Origin of the sequence: Micromonospora sp. DT178 (genome assembly GCF_049841695.1) — a bacterium.
Lineage (GTDB): Bacteria > Actinomycetota > Actinomycetes > Mycobacteriales > Micromonosporaceae > Micromonospora.
In genome coordinates, this window is record NZ_JBNCKV010000001.1 from 213716 (window position 1) to 229246 (window position 15531).

At 74.6% G+C, this 15531-nt stretch carries 14 protein-coding genes, 1 tRNA gene and 1 pseudogene; 9 read left to right on the plus strand and 7 right to left on the minus strand.

The window, feature by feature from the left end:
• Positions 1-44: 44 nt before the first annotated feature.
• Complete coding sequence (locus ACLQ22_RS01080) at positions 45-473, minus strand: Fur family transcriptional regulator (RefSeq protein ID WP_089002133.1); 429 nt, start codon at positions 471-473, stop codon at positions 45-47.
• 225 nt (positions 474-698) lie between these two features.
• Here ACLQ22_RS01080 and ACLQ22_RS01085 point away from each other — a divergent pair, with 225 nt between their 5' ends.
• Positions 699-1181 (plus strand): DUF2231 domain-containing protein, encoded by a 483-nt coding sequence (locus ACLQ22_RS01085; RefSeq protein WP_425690645.1) that lies wholly within the window; start codon positions 699-701, stop codon positions 1179-1181.
• A gap of 57 nt (positions 1182-1238) precedes the next feature.
• Here ACLQ22_RS01085 and ACLQ22_RS01090 read toward each other — a convergent pair whose 3' ends face one another.
• On the minus strand, positions 1239-1577 hold the full coding sequence (locus ACLQ22_RS01090; RefSeq protein ID WP_425690646.1) for a hypothetical protein: 339 nt from the start codon (positions 1575-1577) through the stop codon (positions 1239-1241).
• Between the two features lie 97 nt (positions 1578-1674).
• Between ACLQ22_RS01090 and ACLQ22_RS01095 the strand changes: the two genes are divergently transcribed.
• Positions 1675-1869, plus strand: a complete 195-nt coding sequence (locus ACLQ22_RS01095) for a hypothetical protein (protein ID WP_425690647.1) — start codon at positions 1675-1677, stop codon at positions 1867-1869.
• A gap of 146 nt (positions 1870-2015) precedes the next feature.
• Positions 2016-2261 carry a hypothetical protein gene (locus tag ACLQ22_RS01100; RefSeq protein WP_425691075.1) on the plus strand — a complete coding sequence of 82 codons (246 nt, stop codon included), beginning with the start codon at positions 2016-2018 and terminating at the stop codon, positions 2259-2261.
• 62 nt (positions 2262-2323) lie between these two features.
• Here ACLQ22_RS01100 and ACLQ22_RS01105 read toward each other — a convergent pair.
• Positions 2324-2482, minus strand: a pseudogene (locus ACLQ22_RS01105) (FmdB family zinc ribbon protein); the annotation flags it as partial.
• Positions 2479-3147: a 5-formyltetrahydrofolate cyclo-ligase gene (locus tag ACLQ22_RS01110; protein ID WP_425690648.1), complete on the minus strand. Its 669-nt coding sequence runs from the start codon at positions 3145-3147 to the stop codon at positions 2479-2481. The gene ACLQ22_RS01110 and the pseudogene ACLQ22_RS01105, both read right to left, overlap by 4 nt.
• Positions 3148-3232: 85 nt before the next feature.
• Here ACLQ22_RS01110 and ACLQ22_RS01115 point away from each other — a divergent pair, with 85 nt between their 5' ends.
• From ACLQ22_RS01115 to ACLQ22_RS01135, 5 genes are all read left to right on the plus strand, one after another.
• Positions 3233-5500 (plus strand): diguanylate cyclase, encoded by a 2268-nt coding sequence (locus ACLQ22_RS01115; RefSeq protein WP_425690649.1) that lies wholly within the window; start codon positions 3233-3235, stop codon positions 5498-5500.
• A 9-nt stretch (positions 5501-5509) separates the two neighbouring features.
• On the plus strand, positions 5510-6472 hold the full coding sequence (locus tag ACLQ22_RS01120; RefSeq protein ID WP_425690650.1) for a UTP--glucose-1-phosphate uridylyltransferase: 963 nt from the start codon (positions 5510-5512) through the stop codon (positions 6470-6472).
• Positions 6469-7782: a molybdopterin molybdotransferase MoeA gene (gene glp, locus ACLQ22_RS01125; RefSeq protein ID WP_121396714.1), complete on the plus strand. Its 1314-nt coding sequence runs from the start codon at positions 6469-6471 to the stop codon at positions 7780-7782. The genes ACLQ22_RS01120 and glp overlap by 4 nt, the downstream gene beginning before the upstream one ends.
• Before the next feature lie 49 nt (positions 7783-7831).
• Positions 7832-8482, plus strand: a complete 651-nt coding sequence (locus ACLQ22_RS01130) for a GNAT family N-acetyltransferase (RefSeq protein WP_425690651.1) — start codon at positions 7832-7834, stop codon at positions 8480-8482.
• Between the two features lie 178 nt (positions 8483-8660).
• Positions 8661-9452, plus strand: a complete 792-nt coding sequence (locus tag ACLQ22_RS01135; protein WP_425690652.1) for a hypothetical protein — start codon at positions 8661-8663, stop codon at positions 9450-9452.
• Between the two features lie 123 nt (positions 9453-9575).
• Here ACLQ22_RS01135 and ACLQ22_RS01140 read toward each other — a convergent pair whose 3' ends face one another.
• Positions 9576-10319, minus strand: a complete 744-nt coding sequence (locus tag ACLQ22_RS01140; protein ID WP_425690653.1) for a class I SAM-dependent methyltransferase — start codon at positions 10317-10319, stop codon at positions 9576-9578.
• 239 nt (positions 10320-10558) lie between these two features.
• On the opposite strand from ACLQ22_RS01140, the gene ACLQ22_RS01145 reads away from it, so the two are divergent.
• A tRNA-Ala gene (locus ACLQ22_RS01145) sits at positions 10559-10635 on the plus strand.
• A 236-nt stretch (positions 10636-10871) separates the two neighbouring features.
• On the opposite strand, the gene ACLQ22_RS01150 is transcribed toward ACLQ22_RS01145, so the two are convergent.
• Positions 10872-11417: a M23 family metallopeptidase gene (locus ACLQ22_RS01150; protein WP_425690654.1), complete on the minus strand. Its 546-nt coding sequence runs from the start codon at positions 11415-11417 to the stop codon at positions 10872-10874.
• 154 nt (positions 11418-11571) lie between these two features.
• Complete coding sequence (locus ACLQ22_RS01155; RefSeq protein ID WP_425690655.1) at positions 11572-15360, minus strand: S8 family peptidase; 3789 nt, start codon at positions 15358-15360, stop codon at positions 11572-11574.
• Between the last annotated feature and the right edge of the window lie 171 nt (positions 15361-15531).

The window sequence follows — 15531 nt, forward strand, 5'->3', positions numbered from 1 at the left end:
TGCCACGCCCCGCCACCGGGCGCCGCGCGGAGAGCCGTCGGCCGTCAGTCGTCGGCGGAGCGGCGGGCCTGGCAGGTGGGGCAGAGGCCCCAGAACGTCACTTCCGCCTCGTCGACCTCGAACCCGTGGGCGATGTCCGGGTCCAGGCAGGGCGCGCTGCCGACCGCGCAGTCGATGTCGGCGATCTCGCCGCAGCCCCGGCAGACGACGTGGTGGTGGTTGTCCCCGGCGCGGGCCTCGTAGCGGGCGGGGCTGCCGGCCGGCTCGATGCGGCGGGACAGCCCGGCCCGGGACAGCGCGCCCAGCACGTCGTAGACGGCCTGGGTGGAGACCGAGTCGAGGCGCTGGCGCACCCGGCGGGTGATCTCGTCGACCTCGAGGTGGCCGCCGGCGGCCAGGACGTCGAGCACGGCGAGACGCGGCCGGGTGACCCGCAGGCCCCTCGACCGGAGCAGTTCCTCGCCACCGGGCACGTGCCAATGACAGCACGCGGGCCGGGGACCGACAACCGGCCTCCGGGAGAGGTGGCGCCGGCCACAACCCGGTCGCCCCGAGCCGGCCGCCGGGTCGGCGGGCTCCTCGCCGGGGAACGGTGAACCGGACCGGCTCCGGGCGCGTGTTCCCGATCGAGATTGACTGGGCGGGTCGACCGGCGCACCGTACGCTGGCCCCGCGACCGCGTACCGCCGGAGGTGTGGATGTTCAAGGAGATCCTGGGTCTGCCGGCCCACGTGCTGGTGGTGCACGCGGTCGTCGTGCTCGTGCCGCTGCTGGCGCTGCTCTCCGCCGCGTACGTGGCGTTGCCCCGGTTCCGGTCGCGGCTGGACTGGGCGGTGGCGATCCTCGCCGTGGTGGCGCCCGTGTCGGCCTTCGTCGCGGTCGAGTCGGGGGAGGAGCTGACGGACGCGTTCGTCGCCCGGGGCATGCAGGGCCCGATCGTGGAACAGATCTTCGCGCACTCGCGCTACGGCGACATCCTGTTCCGCTGGGTGCTGCCGCTGGCCGTGGCGTCGCTGCTGCTGCTCGCGGTGACGAGCGGGCACCGGCGGGTGCCGAAGCTGCCGTCCTGGGTGACCCCGGTGCTGTCGGTCGCGGTGGTGGCGCTCGGCGTCGTCAGCCTCGTCTACGTCTACCTGACCGGGCACTCCGGGGCCGAGACCGTCTGGGGCAACACCCTCTGACGTCCCGCCGGTCGCGGCGGGCCGACGGGCGGCGGGAGGCCGGCCACCGGGCCCCGGTCAGAACACGAGCCGGGAGCAGAGCACGCAGACGAGGACCACCAGCACCACGGCGGCCACCGTGCCCACGCCGTACGTGAGCCGCTGCGCCCGCTGCTCTGCCGCGTCGATTTCCGCCATGTCCTGCGGCGGCAGTCGCCGGGGCGGTGGCGGTCGCAGGTGCACCGGTGGGCGCCATCCGGCCGGGGGCGGGGTGGTCGCGGGCGGGCCCGGGTAGCCGCTCCCACGCGCCGGGGGCGACGCGGCCGGCCCCGGGGGCACGCCCGTGGGCCGCTCGGGCGAGGCGTCGGGCCGCCGCCAGTAGTCGTCCGGGGAGCCGCCGGAGGTGGGGGTCGTCACGCCGTCCGACGCTACCAACGCCCCGGCCCGGCGGCCGGCCGGACGCGGCGGCCCGGCGGTTCGTCCGCCGCTCCCGCCGGGGGTGGCTGCGCTAGTCTTGCCGCTCGTGAGCATCACCGAGGATCCGGGCACGCCGACGGCACGCGGCGACGACGACCGCGCCGTCGACCTCAGCGACGACTTCGTGGTGCTGCCCGAGCAGACCGCCGACGACACCGACCGGGGCTGGGGCGAGCGCTCGGGCGGCAACGACGACTGGCTGCTCGCGGAGCGCCCCCCGCACTGGGACTGAGCGGGCCACCGCCGCCCGGTGGACGCCCGTCGGTGCCCTGTCGAGGACCCGCGCCGGGCTGTGGAAAACCTCCGCCGAGCTGTGGACGAGCGCGCCCCGGCCCGGGACCGGCCCAGATTCGGGGGCCGGTCCCGGGCCGGGGCGGCGTGGGTCAGGAGGAGCTGGCGCTGCTGGCGGCCGGGGCCTTGCCCCCGCCGCCGGTGGAGCCGCCCGAGCCCGACGACGAGGACGAGCCCGACGACGAGGACGAGGAACCGGCGGACGAGCCCGACGACGAGGACCCGCCGGACGAGCCGGAGTCACCGCCGGAGGACGAGTCGGACTTCGCCGGCTTGGCGGCGGCGCCGGTCTTCGTGCTCTCCGAGCCGGACGAGCGCGAGTCCGTGCGGTAGAAGCCCGACCCCTTGAACACGATGCCGACGGAGTTGAAGACCTTCCGCAGCCGTCCCTCACACGCCGGGCACTCGGTCAGCGGTGCGTCGGAGAAGGACTGCACCGCCTCGAGCTGGTGGCCGCACGCGGTGCAGGCGTACTGGTACGTGGGCACGTTCTCCTCCGGATCTGGCCACGGCCGGTTGGCACTCGACGTATTCGAGTGCCAATGGTGCGTCATCGCCCCCGGATTCGTCCAGCGGAAGTGTGGGGCGCGACACCCGCCACGCCCCCCGGGGCGGCGTCCAGCGTACGCAGGCCGTCGGCGGGCGTGACGACCGCGCGGACCGGTCGGTCGTGCGGCTCGGCGGGAAGGGCCTCCACCAGCTCGCCGTCGTGCAGCGGGACCACGGTCAGGGCGGTCGCCGGCACCCGGGCCAGCGCCCGGTCGTACGAGCCGCCGCCCCGGCCCAGCCGCAGCCCTCGGCGGTCCACCGCCAGCGCGGGCAGCACCACCAGCTGCGCCCCGGCGACCGCCGCCCGGCCCAGTCGCGGCCCCGCCGGCTCGCGCATCCCCCGCCCGGCGGCCACCAGCCCGGCCGGCCCGCTCCAGGCGGCCCAGTCCAGGTCGAGGTCGTCGCGGAGCACCGGCAGCAGCAGTTTTCCGCCCGGCGGCAGCGCCGCGTGCAGCACCGCCGGCAGGTCGGGCCCGCCCGGCTCGGAGCCGACCGGCACGTACGCCGTCATCCGCAGCGGGCGCAGGCGGCGTACGAGAGCCACCAGCTCGGCCTGGACGCGCCCAGCGGCGTCGGCCCGCCGCGGCGCGCTCAGCTCCCGGCGGCGGGCGAGCACGGCGGCACGCACATCCCGCTTCGCCTCTTCCGCTCCATCAGAAAAATCGGGCACGCAACACTCCTGACGCAACGCTTGCCGCCTGGTGGCTCTGTGTCAGCATCGCAAGCAACGGCGGCGGAACTTCCGGGGGGACCGAGTGACGCTACGCGGGCGGTTGACCACAGCCTTCCTGGCGGTGGCGCTCGGCCCGGTGGTGCTCGGGGTGATGTTCGTCGGGGCGACCGTGGCGGCGGTCGACTCGAGCCGCTCCACCGAGCGGCTCGCCGTGGCCGCCTCGACCGTGCGCACCTCCGTCGACGCCCTCTGCCAGCAGCTGCGGGCCGCCGCCGACGCGGTCGCCCTGGCCGGCGACCGGCCCGCCGCCGCGAGCCAGGTGATCCGCCGTGGCCTGGCCGCCGCCGTGCGGGTCGCCGACGTCAGCGGCCGGGTCACCTACGCCAGCCCCGGCGGCCCCGCGGCGCCCTGGCGGGACTGCGCCGACCCGCCGGCCGCCGGGCCGGTGCGGGCGCTCGCGGCCCGGGCCGACCTGCGCGACCGGGCCGGCGGGCCGCTCGGCACGGTCACCGCCGCGCAGCCGGTCGACCCGGCCTTCGTCGCGCGCCTCGCGGCCGTGACGGGGGTGGCGGTCACCCTGATCGACGACGCCGCGGCGCCCGTCCGGCTCGCCCACAGCACCGAGTCGACCGGCGTACGCGACGCCGTGCTCGCCGCCGCCGACACGCTGCACGGCGAGCGGGTCACCGAGACCCCCGACGGCCGGTACGTCCGCCTGGTCGGCCCGTCCGCCGGGCAGCCCCTGCCGCTGGTGCTCTCGGTGCCCAGCGAACGACCACGCGGCCTGTACGTCGCACTGGGCTCGGCGGTGCTGGTGGCGACCCTGCTGGCCGTGGTGGCCGCCTGGCGGCTGGCCCGGGTGACCACCCGCCCGCTGGTCGAGCTGGCGGGCGCGGTGGACCGGGTGGCGCGCGGCGACCTGACCGCCCGGGTGCCGGTGCGCAGCCGGGACGAGATCGGCCGGCTGGCCGGCGCGTTCAACCGGATGACCCGCGAGACGGGCACCTACGTGGCGGCGCTGACCAGCAGCCGCGACCAGCTGCGCGGGCACCTCGCGGTGCTGGGGGACACCCTGGCCAGCACGCACGACCTGCAACGCATCCTGCGGGTGATCCTGCACAGCGCGATCGCGGCGACCGGCGCCCGGGCCGGGGCGGTGCTGCTGGTCGACGACGGCGGGGTGCTCGTCGCGCAGTGCACCGAAGGGCTGGACGCGCCCGACCCGGCGGACGAACGCCCGGGCCCGTTGCGGGTGCCGCTGGGCAGCGGCGTGGTGGGCGCCGTCGCGGCGACCGGGGAGCCGCGCCGGGGGCGGGTGGAGCCCTCCGCCGCGCCGCCGGGGGAGCCGCACTGCCGGACGTACATCGCGGTGCCGTTCGCCGCCCCCGGCACGACGGGCCCGCCCGACGCCACCGCCCGCGACGGCCCGGCCCCGCGCCCGGGGGCGGAGCCGGCCGCCCCGGCGGGGGCGCTCGGCGTGCTGGCCCTCTACGACCGGCTCGGCGCGGACGAGTTCGACGACGACGACCTCGTCACCCTGCGTACCTTCGCCGGCCACGCCGCGGTGGCGGTGGACAACGTCCGGGTGCACGAGGAGGCGCAGCGGCTCTCGCTGACCGACCCGCTCACCGGGCTGTGGAACTACCGCTACCTGCGGGAGTCGATCCGCCGGGAGGTCGAGCGGGCGAGCCGGTTCGGCCGGATGCTCAGCATCCTCGCCCTCGACCTGGACCGGTTCAAGGACGTCAACGACACGTACGGGCACGCGGCCGGGGACGCCGTGCTGGCCGAGTTCGCCCGCCGGGTGCGCGGCGAGATCCGCGAGGTCGACCTCGCCTTCCGGCAGGGCGGCGAGGAGTTCGTGCTGCTGCTGCCGGAGACCGACGCCCGGGGCGCGGCGATCGTCGCGGAGCGGCTCGGCGCGGCGATCCGGGGCGCCCCGATCGCCGCCGACGGGCACGGCGGGGCGGCCGTGGCCATCGGAGTCACCGTCTCCATCGGCATCGCGGTGCACCCCGACCACGGCAGCACCGGCCAGCAGGTCCTGGACGCCGCCGACGACGCCCTCTACGCGGCCAAGGCGGCCGGCCGGGACACCTGGCGGATCGCCGAGGAGCGGGCCGGACCGCCGACGCGGGAGATCCCCGTCCCGGCCGCGGCGGCCACTCCCGAGGACGGCCTGCCGCGCGCCGGCGCTCCCCGCCAGCCGGTGCGGACCCGCCCCGAACCGGCCGATCCGGCCGACACTGCCCAGGGGAGCGCGCCGGCCGCACCCGACCCGGTGCGGCCGGGTCCCTGCGGCGGCGCGTCTTCCGGTCCTCACCCTCCACGACAGAGCCGTGGCCGATAGTCTCGCGACATGTCGGAGCACTCAGCGAACCCCTCATCGGCGACCGCCGCAACCGGTCGCTCCCGCGCGGTCAAGGCCGTCATCCCGGCCGCCGGTCTGGCCACCCGGTTCCTGCCGGCCACGAAGGCGGTGCCCAAGGAGCTGCTCCCGGTGGTCGACCGGCCGGTGCTGCAGTACATCGTCGAGGAGGCCACCCAGGCCGGCATCGGCGACGTCCTGCTGATCACCGGGCGGGGCAAGACGTCGATGGTGGACCACTTCGACCGCCGCCCCGACCTGGAGGCACGGCTGGAGGCGAAGGGCGACACCGAGCGGCTGGCCGCTGTGCGCGGCCCCAGCGAGCTGGCCGAGATCTACACCTGCCGGCAGCCCGAGCAGCTCGGCCTGGGCCACGCCGTCGGCTACGCCGAGTCGCACGTCGGCGACCAGCCCTTCGCGGTGCTGCTGGGTGACGAGTTCGTCAAGCCGTCGGAGCCGCTGCTGCCGGCCATGCTGGAGCTCCAGGCGCGCACCGGCGGCGTGGTGCTGGCCTTCTTCGAGGTCGACCCGGCCGAGACGAAGCGCTACGGCATCGCCTCGGTGGAGCCGGCGGAGGCGGAGCTGTCCGACATCGGCGAGGTCGTCCGGGTCACCGGCATGGTGGAGAAGCCCAAGCCGGAGGACGCCCCGAGCAACCTCGCCGTGCTGGGCCGCTACGTGCTGCCAAGCAGCGTCTTCGACGCGATCCGGCGGACCAAGCCGGGCAGCGGCGGGGAGATCCAGCTGACCGACGCGATGGAGCTGCTGCGCAGCGAGGGCACCCCGGTGCACGCGATCGTCTACCGGGGCACCCGCTACGACACCGGCATGCCGCTGGGCTACCTCCAGACCGTGGTGCAGATCGCCGCCGAGCGCGACGACCTCGGCGCCGAGTTCCGCAAGTGGCTGGCCGAGTTCGTCAACTCCGACGCGTCGGGCGTGACTGGTACATGACAGCGTCGGCCGACGCCGAGGCGGCCGCGAACGAGTTGACGCCGCTCGCCGACTACCTGGGCAGCGTGCTGCGCAGGTTACGCGCGCTGCCTCCGCTCGACCTCGACCTCACCCAGGCGCACGGCAACGTCCTCGCCGAGGACGTCGTCGCGCCGCACTCCTTCCCGGCCTTCGACCAGTCGGCCGTGGACGGGTACGCGGCCCGCTGGGAGGACATCTCCGGAGGTGGTCGGGGCGTGGGCTACGTCCCGACCCAGTCCGGCGGGCCGGGCGGGCGCAACGTCCGGCTCAACGTCGTCGGCGACCTCGGCGCGGCGAGCTGGCGGCCGGTCCGGCTCACCCCGGGCGCCTGCTTCTCCGTCGCCGCCGGGGCGCCGCTGCCGCTCGCCGCGGACGTGGTCGTGCCGGTGGAGTGGACCGACCAGGGCATGGCCGCCGTGGAGATCTTCCGCGTGCCCAAACGGGGGTACGGGGTGCGCCGGGCCGGCGAGGAGCTGCCCGCCGGCACCCTGCTGGCCCGGGCCGGCACCTACGTCTCGCCGGCGCTGGTGGCGGTCTTCGCCGCCACCGGCATCGGGCACGTCGTGGTGCGGCCCAGCCCCCGCGTGGTCATCGTGGCCACCGGCGACGAGCTGGTCGACGTGGGCCGGGGCAGCCAGCCCGGCCAGACGGTCGACGCCAACTCGCACGCGCTGACCGCTGCCGCGGCCGAGGTGGGCGCCCTGGCGTACCGGGTGGGCATCTGCGACGACGACCCGGAGGGGCTGCGCGGGCTGCTGGAGGACCAGACGTTGCGCGCCGACCTGATCATCACCACCGGGGGCACCGGCACCGGGCCGGGCGACATGGTGCGGCGGATCCTCTCCCGGCGGGAGGGCAGCCGGGCCGGCCCGGTCACCTTCACCGAGGTCGCGCTCTATCCCGGCACCTCGCTCGGGTTCGGCACGGTCGGCGCCGAGGAGGTGCCGGTGGTCTGCCTGCCCGGCGACACGGGCTCGGCCCTGATCGGCTTCGAGGTGCTGGCCCGCCCGGCGATCAACCTGCTGGCCGGGGCGGAGCCGGTGTTCCGGCCCAGCGTCCGCGCGCACCTGCTGGAGACGATCTCGTCGCCGGTGGGGCTGCGCGAGTTCCGTCCCGCGCACGTCGCCGAGCGGCGCGGCGGCGGCTACACGGTGCAGCCGCTCAACGGTGGCCCGTACACCCTCTCGGGGCTGGCCGAGGCGAACGGGCTGATGGTGCTCGGCGAGCGGGTGACCACCGCGGCGGCCGGGTCCACGGTGGACGTCCTCCTACTGGACCGGCGCCGGTGAGCGTCGCCGGGGCATCGGTTTCGTCGGTCGTGAGCGGAAGGTCTGGTTCGTGAGTCTGTTCGGGGTCGGGCGGGCGCCGGGGTGGCCGGCGGTGCTGGCCGACGGGCCGGTGCTGCTGCGGCCCTACCGACGTTCGGACGCCGCCGCCTGGTCGGAGGTGCGCCGCGCCAACCGGGAATGGCTCGCGCCATGGGAGTCGTCCCTGCCGGGGAGCTGGTACGAGCTGAACTCGCCGGCCGCGTTCCGCTGGGTGTACCGCGACCAGCGCCGTTCGGCCCGCACCGGCGAGGGGATGCCCTTCGCCGTCTGCCTGCGCGAGGACGGCCGGGAGCGGCTGGTCGGCCACCTCAACGTGGGCAGCATCGTGCGGCGGGCGTTCTGCTCGGCGTACGTGGGCTACTGGGTGGACTCCCGGGTGGCCGGTCGCGGCGTCATCCCCACCGCGCTGGCGCTCGCGGTCGACCACGCGTTCGGCGAGGGTGGACTGCACCGGGTCGAGGTGAACATCCGCCCCGAGAACCGGCCGTCGCGGCGGGTGGTGGAGAAGCTGGGCTTCCGCGAGGAGTCGTACCACGTGCGCTACATGCACATCGACGGTGCGTGGCGTGATCACATCGGATACGCGATGACCAGCGAGGAGGTCGCCGCCGAGGGTGGGCTGCTGGCCCGCTGGCACCGGGTCCGCGCCACCGCGGGGTGAGCCGTCCCACGCACGGGATCGGCGCGGCGTGTCAGCATCCGCGTCCACGGCCCGTAACCTCAAGTAACTGCAAGCTGTGGCAAGCGCTGCTCCACCCGTACGATCCGCGCACCCGACCACCATCGGTGGAAGATCCTGCGGCCGGGCGGCGGTTGCTCCGAATTCGGTGACGGGAGGGGTGAGGGTGCCGACCTCGGTGCTCCTCGCCGTCCTCGCCGCCGCCGGCCTGCTCGCCCTCGCTCCGGCGCTGGTTCGCCGGTACGACGCCACCGAGCGGCTGGTGGCGGAGCGGGCGCAGTCGACGGCGCGGGTGCTCCAGCGCCGCCGGCGGCGCCGCACTGTGCCGGGGCGCCGCCCGGTGCACCCGCCCCGCAGCCTCGTCATCACCCTCAGTGAGGACGCGAACACGGGCGGGCTCTCCGCGCCGGTCTCCGCGCCCCCCGTCGCGCGCCGGTCGAAGCGGCTGCGCGCCGTGCCGCCGGCTCCCCGCAAGGGCCGCCGTCGGCCGCCACCCCGGCGACAGCACGCCCCCGCCGTCTACCGGCGCCGCCGGGTGCTCGCCGCGCTGCTGCTGCTGAACTTCGTCGAGCTCATCGGCGTGATCGTGGTCAGCCCCGGCTTCTGGGTCAGCTTCGGGGTCACCGCCGCGCTGCTGGTCGCGTACGTCGTACACCTGCGGCGGCTGGCGGTGGCGGATCGCCGGCGGCGGCGGGCGCAGGCCCGCGAGGCGGCGTGGCTGGCCGCCCGGCAGGCCGAGGTGCGGCGGGAGCAGGCCCGCCGGGCGGCGGCCCGCCGCGAGGCGCAGCGCCGCCTGGCGGCCCAGCGCGAGGTGGTGCGCCGCGCCGCGATGGGCCTGGACCGCCCGGCGGACCTGCCGGCGGCGGCCAACGGCGGCTCGGTCTCCTACCGCCGCTCGGGCGGCCTGCGTGGCCGGCCCTACCAGTCCGGCCGCGGCTCGCACTCGGCCTGACGCGGGGGCCTGCCGCGCGCCGGTTCGTGACCGGCGGCCGGTCTGGCCCGGTCGGGCGGCCCGGGTGCCGGTGCGGCTACGGCCCGGAGCTGCGCCAGCCGGTGGGGCGGCGGCCCGGGTGCGTCAGTTCGGGGTTGGCAGGCGGTAGACGGACACGTGGGACCGCGAGTCGGCGGTGAACTCGGCGCCGGACCAGTCCGCGTGCCGGCTCTCCAGCTCGAACCCGGCCAGCTGGCCCATCAGGTCCAACTCCGCCGGCCAGATGTAGCGGTGCGGTGACCGGAACAGCCGGGCGTTCGTGCTCTCGTCGAACTGGAAGTGGTGCGACACGACCTGCTGGTGCAGCAGGTCGTAGGTGTCCAGGCCGATGTACCCCGGCTCGGACGACCAGACCGTCGCCTCCTGGCCCGGTGGGAGCTTGCGCAACTCCGGCACCCACAACTCGATCACGAACCGGCCGCCCGGGGCGAGGTGGCGGGCGGCGTTGCGGAAGCAGGCCACCTGCCCGGCCTGGGTGAGCAGGTTCGAGATCGTGTTGTAGACGAGGTAGACCAGCGAGAACTCGCCCGGGACGGTGGCGGTCGCCATGTCGCCGACCACCACCGGAATGGTAGTTTCGTCCACCTTCGTCCGGAGCTGCTCCACCATCGGGCGGGACAGTTCGATGCCGCTGACCGGCACCCCGCGCGCGGCGAGCGGAACGGCCACCCGACCGGTGCCGACGGCGAATTCGAGTGCCGCCCCGCCGCCGGCCAGTTCGGCGAGGCGGCCGACGGTCGGCCCCAGCACCTCGGGGGCGAACATGCCGGTGCCGGGGGTGTCGTAGCGGCGGGCGGTGTCGTCGTTCCAGACGTCTTCCTGTCGCATGCGCCCCACGCTGCTCACCGGCGCCCGCGATGTCCATCGATTTTCGCGCCCGCCGGCCGCCGGCCGCCGGCCCGGCGTTCTTTGAGATCTTGGTGGCTGACGGCCCCTGGAGGGGCCGTTCCGTGCCAAGATCTCGGCGCGCGGGGGGTGGATTCGCGGCGGGGGCGGTGAACCTGTTAACCTTGGCGCCGGCCCGCCCGGTGAAAGCCGGGTGGGACCGATGCCGGTCCGCCGGCGGAGGGGTTGTGGCGCAGTCCGGTAGCGCACCTCGTTCGCATCGAGGGGGTCAGGGGTTCGAATCCCCTCAACTCCACCAGTTCAGGCCGTTTCCGCCAGTCGGAGACGGCCTTTTTTCGATCTTGTGTAGCGGCGGAGTACGGCAACCGAGCCGACGCGGGACCAGGACGAGCCTCGGGAGGCCGGACGACCTCGCACGACAGTCGATCCGACCGGCTCGCCGCCAGCTCGCATCGAGGGGGTCCGGGGCAGGTCGAAGGCGGGTTCTCGGTCGACCGGGAACCCGCCTTCGATCATCGGACCACCCGCTTTGGATCAGCAGCCGGCGGTACGCGTGTAGTTCTGCGTCCCGAAGTAGAGGGCCAGGTTGCCGCTGAACCGCACCATGATGTCGCTGCCGTTCAGCCGCTGCTCGTAGTGCAGGTGCGAGCCGCTGGAGCCGCCGCTGTTGCCCACGTACCCGATGGTGGTGGCGTAGCCGACGGACTGGCCGACCGAGACGTTGAACCCGCTGAGGTGGGCGTAGTAGGTGGTGTACCCGCCGCCGTGGTTGATCCGCACGTATCTTCCGTAGCTGGTGTCGCCGAGGTTGGCGACCACGTCCACGGTGCCCGGGGCGCTGGCCTTGACCGGGTCGCCGTGGTCGTCGGCCCGGTTGAAGTCGATCGCGTACTGCGGGCTGTGCGTGGTGCGGGTCTCACCAGACCACGTCTGGTGGCACGGGAATGGCGTCCGGAACGACGGGGCGGCGGCGGCGGGCGACGCCGGAACCAGGAACGCGGCGGTCGCCAGCAGGGCGACGCTGAGGAAACTCGTCAGGCGGGAACGCATCCTGTCCTCCACGGTCATGATGTTCGACATTGTCGATGGATGATGTCAGAAGGTTTCGATGGCCGAAAGGCCGTCATCAATGCGTTCCAGCAAGGCTCAGGCCGTCTCCCAGCTGGCGGTAGCGGACGAAAACACGAGCGGGGCCCGGGACGATGACCGTCCCGGGCCCCGCCAGACCGGCGCGTCAGCGCACGCCGTACGCCCGGATGATGGTCTGTTCGACGCCGTTGCCGTGCGCGTCGGTCAGATCCACCTTCAGCGACACGTTGCGCCCAGCCGCAGCCGACTGGTCCACGGTGCCGACGAAGCCCGTCCCGGCTGCCGCCACCGGGGCCTGCGCCCAGGTGGCACCGTCGTCGAAGGACACCCACAGCTTCGCCGCGACGATGTCGCTCGCGTCGTAGTCGCGCTGGCCCACCCCGTCGAAGTGCACGGCGAACGCGGCGTCGGCGGGCGCGAGGTTGCGGCTGTCCAGCGCGATGTCGTACGTCGGCACGACGATCGGCAGCGGGTGCAGCGCGTCGTCGGCCGGCTGTTGCGAGCGGAACCGGAACGTGGTGTCGGTGCGGTGGAACAGGTCCCAGTTCGGGTGGTAGGGCGGGCGCGGGTTGAACCGCATGGTCAGCACCCGCAACTGGTAGTCGGCATCCCCGGCCGGCACGGTGAACACGCCCGACGGCCAGGCCGACGCGTCGATCTCCACGCCGTTTCGCGTCAGGATCGCCGCGCCGGTGTCACCGAACCCGCCGCCCGCGCTGAAGTGGTCCGGTTCGGTGTCACCGAACGGGATCATGGCAACGCCGATCAGGTTGCCCTGGCGCTCGGCGATGCGCTCGGGAGAGCCGTCGGCGCGGCGCGTGGCGGCCGAGCGGACCGGTCCGCCGTACCACCGCTCGGCCCGCTGGGAACCCGCGGAGTAGGTGCGCGGGAGGTCGAACATGGTTTCGTCGAACACCGCCGCGCCGCCGACCATGTGCTGCCACTGCTGGTTCGCGGTGTAGTACACGGTGCGCTGGATGGGCGCGGTGAACGCCTCCGACGCCATGGTGGCCACGGTCGGGAAGTCCGGCCGGAACGCCCGCAGGTAGTCGTAGATCGCCCGGTCGCTCCGCAGCGAGCTGATCTGCTCGTCGACCCGGCCGAGGTCCCGGTCACGCACGCGCAGCGGCTTCTGCGGTTGGGTCTTGCCTTCGGCGACGAGTGCCAGGTGGTAGACGTACGGGCTGGCGGCGACGGCGTCCCAGGACAGCGTCACCGGGCCGGCCGCCAGGTCGGCACGCAGCGCTGTGGTCTCGGCCCCGCTCAGGGTCAGGCCGGGAATGGTGGCCGTCAACGCCGCGAGCCATCGGCCCGGAGTGTCGCGGCCGAACAGCACCGCCTTGGCACCGGCGGCTGCCGCCGTGGTCAGCACCGCCGCCGGATCGGCGGCGTTGTGGACCAGCACGACCTTGCCGGCGACCCCGGCGGCCGCGATCTCGGCGCTGCTGCCCGCCCCGGCCGCGACCAGCGGCGCCGAGCCGGATCCGTCGAGCTTCACCGAGGCCGTACCCCGCAGCATGTTGCCGACGAGGTACTCGGGCGCCAGCGCGGTCCTGGTGGAGCTGCGCAGGCTGAGCTCGGGGGCGTACATGCGGTAGAAGGTGTCCAGCTCGAACGCGCCGGAGCGCACCGGTGCGGTCTGCCCGACGTACACCTCGTCGACGGACTTGCCGCCGCTGTACGAGGCGGCCAGGTAGGCGGTACCCCACCAGCGGCCGTACTGCAGCGTGGTGCTCTGCGCCTCCAGCGGGCGCTCACCCTCGACGCGCTGGCGTACCGCGGTACGCGCGTCGTAGGTGATCGTCATGTCGGTGGCGCTGTTGTCGATGACCAGGTCCGGGTCGCCCATGAAGGCGATCGACTTGACCAGGCCCTGCTCACCGGTGGTGCCCTCGTCGAGGCTGGCGATCAGCGCGCCGATCGAGTAGCGCCCCTCCCGCAGGCGCAGATGCGGGGCGGTGTCGAAGGTGGTGAACCGCTGGGCGGTGAGCCGGTCGATGTCGACGACGTCCACGAAGGAACCGGCGGTCGGTGCCTGGCCGCGCCGATCGATCAGGTCAAGCTTGACGGTCACCGTGTGCGGCTCCAGCCAGGCGCCGACCGCGGTGGTGACGGTGCTGCCGTCGGCGGCGCGGGCGACCAGGCGGCCACCGATGGTGCCGTAGCCGGCGTCGCTCTGGCGCACCGCAGGGTCGAGCACGACCGGAACCTCGGCGGTGCCGCGGGCGGGTACGGTGACCTGGTCCACGCCGACGTTCAGCGTGCGCTTGGCCAGCGGCTGGCCGTCCTCGCCGGTGGCACCCTGGATCGACAGTGCGAAGGTGACCGCGCTGTCGCCGGTGTTGGTCAGCGTGACCATGGTGGTGGTCGGCTTCTGGTGGCGATGCGGCCAGGCGTAGGAGCCGGCGTCGACGGTGCCGGGGCCGTACACGGTGGCGTTGACCGCGCGGTACGCGTCCACCACGCCGGCGCCCTGGGCGTACACGCTGTCCTGCCCGCCCGGCTGGACGGACGACACCAGGACGGCCTTGCGCTGCTGTGCGCTCCAGCCCGGGTGCCGCTGGGCCAGCAGCGCGGCGACGCCGGCCACGTGCGGGGCGGCCATCGAGGTGCCGGACATCCGGACGTACGGGTTGCCGCCAGGGCTGCCCATGGCGGCGGCGAGCACGTCGACGCCGGGCGCCGCGATCTCGGGCTTGACCTTGTGCGAGCCGGTGACCGGGCCGCGGCTGGAGAACCCGGCGGTGGCACCGTCGGCGTCGACGGCGGCGACGGTCAGCGCGCCGTCCGCGCAGGCGGGCGAGCCAAGCGTGCGGGCGGCCGGGCCGGAGTTGCCGGCGGCGAGCACGAACAGGGTGTGCGACTGCTGGGTCAGCTGCTGGGCGGCGACACCGATCGGGTCGGTGCAGTCGGTGCCGACACTGCCACCGAGGCTCATGTTCACCACGTCGGCGCCGCTGTCGACGGCCCACTGCATGCCAGCGATGATCCAGGACTCCTGGCCGTGGCCCTCGCGGTTGAGGACCTTGCCGATGAGCAGGTCGGCGCCGGGAGCGACGCCCTTCTCGGCACCGCCGGACGCGGCGCCGGTGCCGGCTACGGTGGAGGCGACATGGGTGCCGTGCCCGTTGAGATCGACGGCGCCGCCGGAGTCGTCGGTGAAGTTCTTCTCGCCGACGACCTGCCCGGCGAGGTCCGGGTGGTTGGCGTCGTAGCCGCTGTCGAGGACCGCGACGGTGGTGCCCGCGCCGTCCAGGCCGGCCTTCCAGGCCTGCGGCGCGTTGATCTGCGCCGTGGTCTCGGCCATGGCTGCGGTCACCCGGCCGTCAAGCCAGAGCTTGCCGATGGCCGGGCCTTTCCCGTCGGTCAGGTCGCGCCACAGCTCGGCGGCCTTCTCCTTGGCCACGTCGAGCGCAACCGCGTCGGCGACCGGCAGCGACGCGGTGACGGTGGCGCCGGCGGGTGCCGCGGGTGCCTGGCGGGTGCGGCGCAGGGCGCCGCCGTACGTCGCGAGGACCGGCAGGGTGGCGGTGGACTGGTCGGCGTAGCCCTGGCGGACCAGCCCGGTGACGTTGAACAGTTCCTCGTCGAGCCGGCCAGCGGCGATGAGCGGCATGGCGGCGGCCGGGATGACGTAGAGGTCGTCGCGGAACGCCCGGGTGGTGTAGCCGTGGGCGTTGACGCCGGGGCCCGGCAGCAGGGTGGCCCCCGGCTTGCCGTTGGGGTCGGTGGTCAGCACCGCGCGATCGCCGGTGATCAGCGTGACCAGGGTGCCGTTCGCGGTGCGCTCGGTGCCGAGCAGCGGCCGGCTGGGTGCGGCGGCGGACGACCCGGGTGCGGCGGCGGACGTGCCGGGTACGGCAAGCGTCGTGAGGGCGAGCGCGGCGGTTGCCGACAATATGACGGCGCGCCGTCGTCGCGACAGGACAGGCATGGTGGGGGTGGATTCCTTCCACTGGTACGCGAGGCGTTGCGTCGCATCGTCGCAGCGTGCGCCGGCAGCGGCCTATGCTCGCGCCTGGCGGAGTTGCGCCATGGCGCTAGCTCGACAGCGTTCGAGGGCAGACATGCAACGGCCAGCGCGAACGACCGGATGCGGAAAGGA